Source organism: Acidobacteriota bacterium, assembly GCA_004299485.1.
In the GTDB taxonomy this organism is placed as follows: domain Bacteria; phylum Acidobacteriota; class Terriglobia; order Terriglobales; family SCQP01; genus SCQP01.
Map to the genome: position 1 here is coordinate 262,045 of SCQP01000008.1, position 12,866 is coordinate 274,910.

Consider the following 12,866-nt stretch of genomic DNA (forward strand, 5'->3'; position numbering starts at 1 on the left):
AAACCGGGAAATGACATCACGATCCTGTCTGGCGGCTGCCGCCGCCCTGCTGTTCGCTACCGCGCTGGGCGCGCAAACCTCCAAAGCGACCTTCGACCATCCGCCCGCGGTGACCCCGAGCGCCAGCAATGCGACACTGCGCCAAATCATTCGTGAGATCAGTGCGGCGAACATTCACGAAGATCAGGTGAAGCTGGTGAGCTTCGGCACGCGGCTGGCGACGGAAGAAACCGATTCGACCACCACCGGTACGCGCGCCGCTCGCGCCTGGATCGTAGCGCAATTCAAGCAATACAGCGCCGCCTCGGGCGGCCGTTTGCAGGTCGCCGAGCAGCATTTTATGGTGCCACCGGGCTTCCGCATCCGCACGGCGGTGCCGATGACCAACGTCGTGGCGACGCTGCCCGGCGATAACCCCAACGATCACCGCGTGTTCGTGATGGGCGGCGATTACGACACCATCGGCGGCTTTGGCGGCGGTACCGACACGCGCACGCCCACCGTAGGTCCGGGCGCGAACGATGACGCCAGCGGCGTAGCCGTGGCGCTGGAGTGCGCGCGGGTGATGAGCCAGTACCATTTCCCCGCCACCCTCGAGTTCATCGCCTTCGATGGCGAAGAGGAGGGGCTGTACGGCGCCTACTGGAACGCGCGTGCGGCCCAGGCCGATCATCAGCAGGTCGCGGCCATGCTCGATGACGACATCGTCGGCGGCGACAATACGCCCGGCCACGTCAATACCAATAAAATGCGCGTCTACAGCGAAGGTGTGCCGGAAGACGCCTCGCCTCTCCAGGTGCTCCGCCTGGCCACCATCGGCGGCGAAAACGATTCCCTGTCCCGCGAGCTGGGCCGTTACGCGTCAGGGATCGCGGCTCTCTACCTGCCGGACTTTCAGGTCGTGCAGGAGTACCGGCGCGACCGCTTCGGCCGCGGCGGCGACGACATCGCTTATGTGCAGGCCGGCTTCACCGCCGTCCGCATGACCGACTACTACGAAAACTACGATCACCAGCATCAGTGGAAGCGCATGTACAACGGCGTGTTGTTTGGTGACCTGTTGCAATTCACCAATCCCAGTTACACCGCCAACGTGGCGCGCGTGAACGTTCTGACGCTGGCGGGGCTGGCACTGGCGCCGCCGACGCCGGCGCCGGTCGAACAACGCCGCCATGGCTGGGGCACACACCTTTCGTGGAATGCCGTACCTGGGGCGGTCAGCTATCGCGTCTTGCTGCGCCCGACGGCGGCGGCTCAATGGACGAAACGGTATGCAGTCAGCGGCACCTCGGTCAACATGGAAGCAACCCTGGACGACTACATAATGGGTGTGGTCGCGGTCGGCAAGGACGGCACCGAAAGCCTGCCCTCGATTCCCCAGGCCCGTCCCAGCACCGGCACCTCCCCGTTCCCGCCGGTTCACTAACCCTCTGGCGGGCCGGAAAGCAGAAATGCTTCCCAGCTCAGCGCGGCGGCGCCACGGTTGCGGGCGTCTTGCTCGCGGCCGGGCGCAGTCAGCACCAGCGGCTGAAATTTGCGATAACGCCGGCAGAACTCGAACAGCGCGATGAGATCCTGCGACTCAAAACCGCCGGTCTTGACTTCCACCGCCCAGTTGCCCCAGCTCCCTTCGAAAACGGCGTCGATTTCCCTCGGCTCTTCGCGCCAGTAGCTGACGCGCTGGCCCTGGTTGACGGCAAACGCCAGGCACGCGTTCTCGACCCATTGGCCGTACAGAGCCGGATCGTGGGCCCGATCGGGCGCGCCGCCGGCATGGATCGCGGTGATCAGCGCGTTGTTCAGGACCACGAGCTTGGGCGGCGCCGCGCGGCGCCGGCGGAGCTGCGGCGAGTAGCGCTCCAGCGGGGCGACCAGATAGGCATCCTGCAGCAGGCGCAGGTAGTTGGCCACCGTCGCCAGCGCTCCTTTGTCCTGAAGTTTCCCCTGCAGCTTCTGCAGCGAGACAATCTGCGCCGGTGCAGACGCAGCCAGCGCAAACACCTGGCGCAATAGCGCCGGACGCCGCACACTGCCGAGCGCCAGCACATCGCGCCCAATCGCCGGCTCGATGATGGCGTCGAGGACGTACGCCCGCCAGCGCGCCTCGTCCGCGGCCAGGCGAACCGCGCCGGGATAGCCCCCATGCGCCACCACTTCCTGGATCGCTTGCACAGGCGTCAGATCGAAAACCTCTGCCAGCGCCGCTGCGGGCCAGTGCGTCAGCTCCAACCGCTCGAAGCGGCCAGCCAGACTTTCACGGGAACCGGTCAGAACGCGCAACGCCGATGAACCGGTGGCGATGACATGCAAGCGCAGCTTCTGCCGCCGGGCACGATCCCAGAAGCTTTTCAGTTGCGCCGCCCAATCGGGAAACTGGTGCACTTCATCGAGCAGCAGGATCGCCGGCGCCGCGGCAGCCAGGCGCTCCGCCTCGGCCCACTTGCGCTCCCAAAAGCCCGGCAGTGACGCATCGGGGTCGTCGCCTGCCGCGTAAACCGCGCGTTGCGGAAACTGTCCGGCCAGCTCCAGCAGCAGCGTTGTCTTGCCCACTTGGCGTGGTCCGGTCAGCAACTGCAAGAATGCCGGCTGTGCAGCGCGCACGCGCGCCAGCAGTGCTTGACGGCAAGAGACGAAGCTAAGAACTTCTGAAGCCATGGCTTAATAATTATTATAGCCTATTCGAATAATTATCATACTATATTTTACAAACGCTGGCGAGGCTTTGAACACTGGAGTATAGTGGGCGCATGTGCCTTGGCACAAGCCTGCACTACGCCTGGCGGCGAGCGGCGAAGCAGCGCGGCCTCGGTGTCGTCCTGATTGTGGCACTCGCGCTCGGGCTGGGCGGTGCTACTGCCATCACAGCACTGGCCCGCCATGTATTACTCAATCCGCTGGGTTTGCCACAACCCCAGCAGGTCGTTCATATTTACGCGGGCGGCGACCCGGCAACCGTTGCCGACTACGCCAAACTGCCCGCGTTTGCCGCCGTGACGGGATACCACCCCGGCGGATTGACGATCACTGCCGTCGGGTTGCAGTCCCACGAAATTATCGCCTCCGTGACTCGCGGGTTTTTTCGCATGGCCGGCATCGCGCCGCTCGAAGGTCGAGAGTTCAGCACGCAGGAGTTGCAGGCGGGTGAGCGGGTTGCGATCATCAGCGACACGCTCGCCGGTGCGTTCCACGGCGCGGCCATCGGCCAGAGCGTCTCGCTCGGAGGAACGCCGTTCACCGTGATCGGAGTAATGCCGCCGCGATTCGGCTTCCCGGACGGAACCGCGGTTTGGATCCCCTACCACGCCGCGCAGCGTTATCTGGTGCTGCAGAATGGGCCGCTTTACGGCGGCTTGATTGCGCGCCTGCGGCCCGAGTCGAGCTTGCAGCAGGCGGATGCGCAGGTGAAGGCGGAAATGGAGCGCGAAGTCGCCGTAGAGGAGGCCGCGAATCCAGGACAGAAATACGGGATGAGTTCTGCGTTTGCAGCCTCGCTTGTGAAAAGCTGGTCGCACGGCTCGCAGCCGACCGTCGATCTGTTGCTGGGCGCTGCAGGACTGCTCTGGCTGGTGGCCTGTTTTGGGTTCGGAGGCGTACTGCTGGCGCGGGCGCTGGGCGACCAAAAAGAGATTGCTACGCGCATGGCGCTGGGCGGAGGGCGCCTGCGCCTGGCGCTGCAATGGCTCAGTGAGGCGCTGGTGGTAGTGGCGCCCGCAACAATCGCCGGTGCGGCCGTGGCCTCCGGATTAATGGCCGCGCTACGCCGCGGCGCGCCAGCGAGCATGCTTGGCATCGACCTGCTGCGCCCGGAATGGATCGACGCGCTAACGCTCGTGGGCCTGGCGCTGCTGACCGTACTCGTGGTGGCCATTCCTCCGATGCTCAGCACGTTGCGCCAGCCGCTGCCTGCGGAAATGCTGCAGTCGGCCTTTTATGGCAGAGTGCGGACATCGGTGTTGTGGCCGGTTCTGGTGGTGGCGGAGCTTACGGTGGCTCTGGTGCTGACGGCCGGCGCCGCGTTGCTGCTGGCAAGCTACGTCGGTCTGATGCACGTCAATCTTGGATTTCAGCCGCACGGCGTGGCGGCCGTAACTTATACGACTGCACCCGAACTATTATCGCTGGCCGCTCAGGCACGGGCGGCATCGTCGACGGAACGGAAAGCGATCCTGGCGAAAATGGCAACCGGCGCGCAGGTGGGCAACGCCGCAGCCCTCGCTGCCGCGCAACTGGTCGCGCTAGGTTGTGCGGCGCTAATCGAGAATGCGCCGTTCAGCAAAATGGGAACTGGCGTCGTTTATTTTCTGCCCGCAGCCGGCGACTGGCATCATTCCGCCGGGCTGGAGCCGAATCTGATTTCCGGTCCCTACTTGCAGGTGCTGGGCCTGCCCTTGCTGCGCGGGCGCGCCTTCAACTCCGCCGATAACGCGAGCGCGCCCAAGGTGGCGATCATCAGCCAGGGTGCGACACAATCCCTCTGGGGCAACCGCGATCCGATCGGGCGCTTGCTCTACATGGGGAATAAGACCGGGCCGATCACCGTCGTGGGCGAAACCGCGGATATTCTCGCCGGCGGGGCAATAGACGATACCTTTGCCAAGGGTCAGGTTTACTTCCCGGCCGCGCAGCCGTCGCGGGGTCCGGCAATCGCCATGACCGTCGTGGCGCGCGGAACGAACGTGGCGGCGTTACTGCGGGCTGTCGGCGGCGTTGCCGGCGTCGAATTGCTGTTCAGCACCACCCTCGATGCTGCCGCGGCCCGGATCCTGGCGCCGCAGCGGTTCAGCTTGCGCGTGATGGAGATGTCTGCGGCGCTGGCGCTGCTGTTGATCTGGCTGGCGGTCGTCGGTCTGTTGGCGCACTGGGTCGCCGGACGGCGGCATGAGATTGCCATCCGGCTGGCACTGGGCGCATCACCGCGAGCCATGGCACGCACGGTGCTGCTGCGCGTGGGCGGGATGCTGGCGGCCGCTATCGCTCTCGGACTGACTTTCAGCCCACTGGAAAAAGACGTTGTCGGTCACCTGCTGGTGGGCGTAAGCGCGCTCGATGCCCGGCTATGGGCCGGCGCGGCTACGCTCGTCTGTCTGGTGGGGTTGGCCGCAGCCGCGATCCCGGCGCGGCGCGCTGCACGCATCGAACCTGCCGATGTCCTCCGCTACGAATAAAGCCGCTTCGCCGTGCAAGCTGGAGATGCCCAGCGTCTGCGAATCCCACCCATCGGCGGGGGCGCCGAAGGTTTTGCATCGTCGGATCGGGCTTGGTCATCCCTTTGCTAAGAGAAGTATCAAGGGGGTGGGTTATGGCAACGGCAGTGCGCGTAGTGCTCAATCCCCAGCGCCGTAGTCCTCAGGCGGCGGCGTTGCTGGAAACGTTACAGGCGCGAGTGATCGGCCAGAGGCAAGCGCTGGAGCGCGTGGTGGATACCTACCAGACCCTGCTGGCGGGTTTGAATTCGCGGCAACGGCCGCTGGCCAATTTTCTGTTTCTGGGTCCGACCGGTTCGGGCAAGACGCATGTCGTCGAAACCCTGGCGGAAGCGCTGTTTCACAGCCCACAGGCGCTGATCAAAGTGGACTGTGCGGAGTTCCAGCACAGCCATGAGATCGCCAAGCTGGTAGGTTCGCCTCCGGGTTACCTCGGGCATCGCGAGACGCATCCGGTGCTGACGCAGGAGGCGATTGATCAGCATCAGACGCCAGAAGTGCCGATGAGCCTGGTACTGTTCGACGAAATCGAGAAGGCTTCCGATGCGCTCTGGCAGCTTCTGCTGGGCATTCTGGACAAGGCCACGCTCACGCTGGGGGACAACCGGCACGTCAGTTTTGCGCGCTGCATGATCTTTCTTACCAGCAACCTGGGCGCCGGCGAAATGCAGAGCCTCATGCAGGCGGGACTCGGCTTCGCTCCCGCCGGAGCAGGCCAGGAAGCCACGTTGACCGGTTCGGTACGGCACCGGCTGGAGGCCGCTGCGGTAGCGGCTGCCAAGCGCAAGTTCTCGCCGGAGTTTTTCAACCGGCTCGACCACGTGGTCGTCTTTCAGCCTCTGGATGCGGCGCAGCTTGAACAGGTGTTGGACCTGGAGCTCAACGCTGTCCAGGCCCGTTTGGCGGAGACGCAAGCCGATGGCAAGCAGGAGCCGGTGCAATTCCGCTGCACGCCGGCGGCGCGCGCGGCGCTGCTGGGCGAAGGTACGGACCTGAAGTTTGGCGCCCGGCACCTGAAGCGCGCTATCGAGCGGCGGCTGGTGACGCCGCTGGCCAGCCTATTGGCTACCCACCAGGTCGGCAATTGCGACCGCATCGTGGTGGACTCTATCGCTGGTGTCGAAGGGCTATCGTTCTTGCGTGAAGCGGTCGCCCGGCGCTAGGACGACAGCTCGGGCAAGACGGACGACACTGCCTGCGCCGCGGTGAACTGGTGCGCTTGCCAGCCCCGACGGCGGGCCGCCGCTACAAATTCCGGAATATCGTCAAAATACAGAATGGATTCCGGGCGGCAACGTGCAGCCGCTTCCGCCGCCTCGAAGATCAACGGATCCGGCTTAGCCGCACCCACCTCGTGCGACAGGATGCGGAAGGCAAACTCGGCTAGCACCGGCTGCTCACTCAGCAGAAAGGCGAAGTGCAATGCATTGGTGTTGGAGAGCAGGCCGCAACGATAACGGCGCAGGAGAAACCGCAGCCAGGATTCGGGAACCAACAGATGCGGCTCGAAAATCGAGTTCCACCAGGGGCCAAACTCAGGGGCCGATAAGTTCGTGAGGCCACAAACCGCGTCCTGAAACGCTTCCGGCTCGAGGTCTCCGCATTCGAAGCGCTGGAACAGGTGTTTGGCGGCCTCGCGGCTGCCGGGCTGCCCATCGAGGCGCGCATGCAGCGGAGCCAGGCTGAAGGGGATCAGCGTCTTCCCCAGATCAAATATGACAGTCTGAATGGCGGGGGAGTTCACAGTTGACGGCAGCTAGGAGGAGCCCTGAGCGCCAGCGGGCGGACCCTGCCGGGAACCGAAGCCCGATTCCAAGCGGCCAACGGGAGCGACCCGGGCAAAAAGTGGCGAGTCACAAAAATGCACTTGCCAGTTGTGACCCAAAGCAGCGGGTCACAACTGGCAAGAAGCTGAAAGACAATGAGTGAAAGCGCCTGCCCGCTCCGCTCAGGCGGCGCGGTGTTTGCCCTTGGCGGCTGCTGGTTGTTCGGTTTCGGGCAACAGCTCCAACACGAAACCGGCATCCAGCGACGCCGCGCAGCGGCTACACTTCTGTCCCGGCATCACGCGCAGACGCGAACGGCCCAAGCGGACCTCCGGGATTGCCAAACCCTCCACCGTGCGGGTGCACATGGGGCAATGAATTCTGGCTTTCAAACCTTCTAATGTTGCTGCTGGCATACGGCCCACCTCCCTCCTGGAAGCGTTGTTATGTATAGAACGTTAAAATTGCGATTCGTTGCGTCCAAAACTCTCAACTGGCCCATTGGACGCCGTGGGCACACCAAAAGTTTCAGCCCCAAACGGGCTCCCGGAAAAATTATTTTTCAAGTGAACCTGGAAAATTAACCGCGGCTCGCCGCCCCAAAACGGCTCACCAAAGCTCAAGACTATACGCCTATCGGCTTGGGATTGCAAGCACTTGAACCGAGCGGTCGGTCAGTTGCGGCCGCGGACGGGGAATTTGCTACAGCAAGGCCCAGATCGGTGAAAATGAAAATTCAATGAGCTCACCACTAACCTTGTTGACCGAAGAAGAACAACTGTTGCGCCAGTCAGTGCGCGACTGGGCTGAAACCCGCTTGCAGCCGCTGGTGCGGGAAATGGACGAAACCGCCCACTTTGATGCCGGGTTGCTGCGGGATTTTTTTCAGCAGGGATGGATGGCCGTGCAACTCCCTGAGGCCTACGGTGGCAGCGCCGGAACTTTCTTCGACGCCGTTCTGGTGGTGGAAGAGCTGTCGCGGGTGGACGCCTCCGCCGGGGTGGTGGTGGATGTACAAAACACGCTGGTCAACAATGCCCTGCTGCGCTGGGCCAACGAAGACCAGAAAAAGAAATACCTGCCGCGTATGGCCAGCGAATGGCTCGGGGCCTACGCCTTGTCGGAGCCAGCTTCGGGCAGCGATGCTTTTGCCATGCAGACGCGGGCCGAAAAATCCGCCGGCGGTTTTCGGCTTAACGGCCGGAAGCTATGGATCACCAATGGGCAGGAGGCGAACCTGTTCGTGCTGTTCGCTAACGCCAACCCGGAGGCGGGCTATCGCGGCATCACCGGCTTCCTGATCGAGCGCGACTTCAAAGGATTCAGCGTCGGGAAGAAAGAAGACAAGCTGGGCATCCGCGCCTCCAGCACCTGTGAGCTGATCCTGGAGGACTGCCAGGTGCCCGCAGCGAACGTGCTGGGCGAGGTGGGCAAAGGCTACAAGATCGCCATTGAGACGCTGAATGAAGGCCGCATCGGCATCGCCGCCCAGATGCTGGGCCTGGCGCAAGGTGCGCTCGATCACGCCACCCGCTACGCCAAGGAACGCAAGCAATTCGGCAAGGCGATCAGCGAATTTCAGGGCGTGCAGTTCCAGTTGGCGCAAATGCATATCGAGGTGGAAGCGGCGCGGCTGCTGGTCTACAATGCCGCCCGGCTGAAGGATGCCGGTGCCGAATTCGTCAAGCAGGCGGCGATGGCCAAATATTACGCCTCCCAAGTGGCCGAGCATGTAGCCTCGCTCGCCGTCGAGGTCTATGGTGGCTACGGCTTCGTCAAGGATTATCCGGTCGAGAAATACTACCGGGATGCGAAGATCGGTAAGATCTACGAGGGCACCTCGAACCTGCAGTTGCAGACCATCGCCAAGCTCGTGCTGTAGGCCACTCATTTCGCGGCGACGGGCTACAATCCTGAAATGTCCTCTGCGCCGTCGGGGCCAACTCCCCGCTACATCGCCATCGAGGGTCCCATCCGCGTGGGCAAGTCGAGCTTGGCACGCATCCTGGCGCAAAAAAGCGGTGCCCGGCTACTGCTGGAACCGGAAGAAAACCCGCATTTGGAGGCCTTTTACGCGGGCGAGCCGGGTGCGGCCTTCCGGACACAAATGCATTTCCTGTTGCAACGCTATCAGCAGCTCGCGCCGTTGGGACCCGGGCGGCCCTTCATGCCGCTGGTGGCAGATTACATTTTTGAGAAAGACAAGATTTTCGCCTACATCAACCTGAGCGACGCCGAGTTGGCCGTGTACAACCAATACTACGAGTTCCTGCAACCCCAAATCGCCCTGCCTGATCTGGTGATTTATCTGCAGGCCACGCCCGCAGTTCTGCGCGAGCGGCTGGAACGCAAAAATATTCCCCGCGAACAGCGCGTCTCGGACGAATACCTGGCCGAAGTGGTCAAGGCGTACGACCACTTCTTTTTCCGCTACAACCAGACCGATCTGCTGGTGGTGAACACCAGCGAGATTGATTTTATCGAGCGCGACGCGGACATGCGTGAGTTGCTGAAGCGCCTCGAAGAACCCGTTGCAGGCACTCAGTACTACCTGCCACTGGGCGAATAGCGATAAAATCTACCTGAGGACGGACAGACGCCCGGAATCCGACCCTACGTGGCGGATATCGTCAGGGCATGGTGCGTTAACCACCGCTCACCTCACCCTCCAAAAATTCAAGCAGAAGGAGGCTTGATTCTGGGCATCCAGAACAGGCACCCCGCTATGAGTCCTTACCCATCTGCCTCGGCGACGGTCGACCTCAAGGTCACCCTCGCCTCTTGCGCGGCCAAGAAGCAGCGCCACGAAAAGATCACCTGTTTAACCGCCTACGATTACCCCTTTGCACGGCTGCTGGACGAAGCCGGCATCGACATTCTGCTGGTAGGTGACTCCTGGGCCATGGCCAGCGCCGGCGAAGAGAGCACGCTGCCGGTGACCATGGACGAGATGCTGGTCGCCACGCGCTCGGTGCGGCGCGCGGTCAAGCGTGCCCTGGTGGTCGCCGACATGCCCTTTGGCAGCTACCATCTCAGCCAACGCCAGGCGGTGCGCAACGCCATCCGTATGGTCAAGGAAGCGGGCGCGGAAGCGGTCAAGCTGGAAGGCGGCGCCGCACGCGCCGACATTGTGTGCGCCATTGTGGCAGCCGAAGTTCCGGTGATGGGCCATATCGGGCTGACGCCGCAATCGGTGAACCGCCAGAGCGGTTATCACGTGCAGGGGACGACGGCAGAAGGCGCTGAGCGACTGCTGCGCGACGCCGCCGCAATCGAAACCGCGGGTGCGTTCGCGCTGGTGCTGGAGGGAGTACCGCGCGAGCTCGCGGCCAAAATTACCGAACGCGCGGCGATTCCCACCATCGGCATCGGCGCCGGACCGGATTGCGACGGTCAGGTGCTGGTAGTTCACGACCTGCTGGGCCTCAGCTTCCGGCCCCGACCCAAGTTTGTGCGGCCTTACGCCGATTTGGCGACCGCCGTACGCACCGCCGCCGAAGCCTACCGGCAGGATGTCGAAGCCGGCCAGTTCCCTGCCGATGGCGAAAGCTACCACATGCCGCAGGCGACCAAGGTGCAGGGCGCGTGGAAGTAATCCGCGAACCGCGGCAGTTTCAGTCATGGTGCGCGACCCAGCATAGGTTGGGCCTTGTGCCCACCATGGGCGCACTGCACGCCGGACATCTGGCGCTGGTCCGCGCCTCGCGCACGCACGATGCCGTCACCGCCGTCAGCATCTTCGTGAACCCGACGCAGTTTGGCCCGAACGAAGATTTCGCCCGCTATCCGCGCATGCTGGAGCAGGACTGCGCTTTGCTCGAAGCCGGGGGCGTGCAGGCAGTCTTCGCGCCTGACGCTGCGGCCATGTATCCGTCGGACGCGGCAACCTTCGTCGAGGTCGAAGGATTGAGCCGCCGTTTGTGCGGCGCCAGCCGCCCTGGGCATTTCCGGGGCGTCGCCACCGTGGTGCTGAAGCTGTTCGAGCTGGCACGACCCACGCGCGCCTACTTCGGACAGAAAGACGCCGCCCAGGTCGCCGTGTTGCGGCGCATGGTACAGGATTGCTTCTTACCGGTCGCAATGGTTGTCTGCCCGATCGTCCGCGAACCCGACGGCCTGGCACTCAGCTCGCGCAACTTGCTGCTCTCGCCTGAGGGCCGCACCGCCGCGCGTGGCCTCTCGGGCGGCTTGCGCGCCATCGCCGAAGTGTACGCCGCTGGTGAACGTTCTACGGCGAAGCTGCTCGAATCCGGCCGTGCAGAAATTGCCCGTGAGCCCCTCCTCCGGCTGGACTACTTCAGCGCCGTCGACGAGAACACGCTGCTGCCGGTTGAGCAAGCAGTTCCCGGCACGCTGTTTGCGGTCGCAGCGTTCGATGGCCACGTTCGCTTGATCGACAATGGCCATATTGATTCCTCCGGCCAGTTCCTTCTCTAGCGGTAGCCTGGGCATGGTGAATCGCGTCCGCGAATCCGGCTTGACCGCGCGGCGACGCTAAAGCAGTTTTAGCATCGCTATAGCCCGTGTCAACCATATCGCATGCGGCTTTGACATCAGGAAAAGCCGCACGCGCTCCGCCGGAACAGGGTACACCAACGCTAAAACTGCTTTAGCAGTCTACCTGCCCCAGCAAAACAAGCGGCGCACTCGCCGCTCGCGTCGACCCGCTCCGCGCCCACCGCGAACCCTAGCCGCCAATCTTGAGCAGCACTTTGCCGCCCTGGCGGCTTTGCGCTGTTTTCAGGGCGCCATTGAAGTCGTCGAGCGGAAAGCGGTCAGTAATGAAAAGGGTCGGGTCGAGCAGCCCGGCGGCCATCATGCGCAGCACATTAGGATAAGTGCCGTGGCCGGTGTTGCCCATGGCGCCAACGATGTTGGCTTTTTTGACCTGATACGATTCGAGAAACACCGGCACGCGCGCGGGGTCGCGTCCGATCACGACGACCTGACTGCCATTGGCGGCACAGGCTTCCATCGCCGGCAGGCTGGAGTTGAAGGCGCCGGCACACTCGACCTGCACGTCAGCACCTGCACCTTCGGTGGCTGCCATCACGATAGCCGCTGTGGCCGCCGGATCGGCATTGGCATCATGAACGGCATGGGCGCCCACCTTCGTGGCCAGCGCGCGGCGGCCAGGATTGCGCTCAAAGCACAGTACCTTGGTGGCGCCGGTGGCGCGCAGAAGCTGAATCACCGCTAAGCCGATCGAGCCTGCGCCAAACACCGTCGCGTAAGCGCCGGGCTTGATGCGCGCCGCGCACTCAAACAGCGCGTTGTAACCAACCGTGAACGGCTCAATCACCGCGCCGGCTTCCAGTGTCTTTGCCTTGGAGCCGAAGCGGGCGACAAGGTGGTTGATCTTCCAGCAGTTGCTCTCCGGCACCTTCAGCAGCTCGGCGCAACCCCCGTTCATCGTGAAACCAACATCATCCAGGTTTTCGCACTGATTCGGAAATCCGCGCCGGCAGGCCTCGCACTTGTGGCAGCAGACCATATCGTCGAGGCAGACCAGATCGCCCGGCTTGAGGTATTTCACGCCGGCGCCGGTAGCAACGACTTCACCCGACACTTCGTGACCGGGCACGCTGGGAAAGCGCGCCATGCCCGGGTACTGCATGTAGCCGTCGCCGTCGGTCTCGAAGAAATGCAAATCGCTGCCGCACAAACCGGCAGCGGCGACTTTGAGGATGACGTCGTCGGGACCCGGCGTGGGGTCGGGCAACGTAGCCACGGCGGCGGAGGGGTGCTTCCAGCAGGAGCTGCCCACGCGGGCCATATGGGTGCGGTTTTCCTCGGGGGTGACAGCGTAATCGGGACGCGGAGACCACTCCGCCGAAATGATGGCAGCTTTCATAGAAGTTTCTTAGTATTTCAGTATTTCAGTTTTTCAGTTTAT

11 protein-coding genes are annotated in these 12,866 nt (G+C 63.3%); 7 read left to right on the top strand and 4 right to left on the bottom strand.

The window, feature by feature from the left end; genetic code table 11:
- Positions 1 to 10: 10 nt before the first annotated feature.
- Positions 11 to 1,426: a M28 family peptidase gene (locus EPN33_07575; GenBank protein ID TAN22779.1), complete on the top strand. Its 1,416-nt coding sequence runs from the start codon at positions 11 to 13 to the stop codon at positions 1,424 to 1,426.
- Here the strand turns inward: EPN33_07575 and EPN33_07580 are convergent.
- Positions 1,423 to 2,655, bottom strand: a complete 1,233-nt coding sequence (locus EPN33_07580; protein ID TAN22780.1) for an ATP-binding protein — start codon at positions 2,653 to 2,655, stop codon at positions 1,423 to 1,425. The two genes, EPN33_07575 and EPN33_07580, sit on opposite strands and share 4 nt — an antisense overlap.
- 92 nt (positions 2,656 to 2,747) lie before the next feature.
- Here EPN33_07580 and EPN33_07585 point away from each other — a divergent pair, with 92 nt between their 5' ends.
- Positions 2,748 to 5,165: an FtsX-like permease family protein gene (locus tag EPN33_07585; GenBank protein ID TAN22781.1), complete on the top strand. Its 2,418-nt coding sequence runs from the start codon at positions 2,748 to 2,750 to the stop codon at positions 5,163 to 5,165.
- A 134-nt stretch (positions 5,166 to 5,299) separates the two neighbouring features.
- On the top strand, positions 5,300 to 6,367 hold the full coding sequence (locus tag EPN33_07590) for an ATP-dependent Clp protease ATP-binding subunit (protein ID TAN22782.1): 1,068 nt from the start codon (positions 5,300 to 5,302) through the stop codon (positions 6,365 to 6,367).
- Here the strand turns inward: EPN33_07590 and EPN33_07595 are convergent.
- Together EPN33_07595 and EPN33_07600 are read right to left on the bottom strand one after the other, a co-directional pair.
- The gene (locus EPN33_07595) at positions 6,364 to 6,960 is read right to left on the bottom strand and encodes a hypothetical protein (protein ID TAN22783.1); all 597 of its coding nucleotides are present in this window, start codon (positions 6,958 to 6,960) and stop codon (positions 6,364 to 6,366) included. The two genes, EPN33_07590 and EPN33_07595, sit on opposite strands and share 4 nt — an antisense overlap.
- Positions 6,961 to 7,152: 192 nt before the next feature.
- Entirely contained in the window at positions 7,153 to 7,386 is a 234-nt protein-coding gene (locus EPN33_07600; protein TAN22784.1) for a hypothetical protein, read from the bottom strand.
- 323 nt (positions 7,387 to 7,709) lie between these two features.
- Between EPN33_07600 and EPN33_07605 the strand changes: the two genes are divergently transcribed.
- The 4 genes from EPN33_07605 to EPN33_07620 all read left to right on the top strand — a co-directional run bounded on the left by EPN33_07605 (position 7,710) and on the right by EPN33_07620 (position 11,407).
- The gene (locus tag EPN33_07605; GenBank protein TAN22785.1) at positions 7,710 to 8,852 is read left to right on the top strand and encodes an acyl-CoA dehydrogenase; all 1,143 of its coding nucleotides are present in this window, start codon (positions 7,710 to 7,712) and stop codon (positions 8,850 to 8,852) included.
- A 36-nt stretch (positions 8,853 to 8,888) separates the two neighbouring features.
- The gene (locus EPN33_07610; GenBank protein ID TAN22786.1) at positions 8,889 to 9,539 is read left to right on the top strand and encodes a deoxynucleoside kinase; all 651 of its coding nucleotides are present in this window, start codon (positions 8,889 to 8,891) and stop codon (positions 9,537 to 9,539) included.
- Positions 9,540 to 9,695: 156 nt separating this feature from the next.
- Positions 9,696 to 10,565, top strand: coding sequence for a 3-methyl-2-oxobutanoate hydroxymethyltransferase (gene panB, locus EPN33_07615; protein TAN22787.1), 870 nt, complete (start codon positions 9,696 to 9,698; stop codon positions 10,563 to 10,565).
- A complete protein-coding gene (locus tag EPN33_07620; protein TAN22788.1) occupies positions 10,556 to 11,407 on the top strand; it encodes a pantoate--beta-alanine ligase in 852 nt (283 codons plus the stop codon). Before panB ends, EPN33_07620 begins: the two co-directional genes overlap by 10 nt.
- A 250-nt stretch (positions 11,408 to 11,657) precedes the next feature.
- On the opposite strand, the gene EPN33_07625 is transcribed toward EPN33_07620, so the two are convergent.
- Positions 11,658 to 12,824, bottom strand: a complete 1,167-nt coding sequence (locus EPN33_07625; GenBank protein TAN22789.1) for an alcohol dehydrogenase — start codon at positions 12,822 to 12,824, stop codon at positions 11,658 to 11,660.
- Positions 12,825 to 12,866 lie beyond the last annotated feature (42 nt).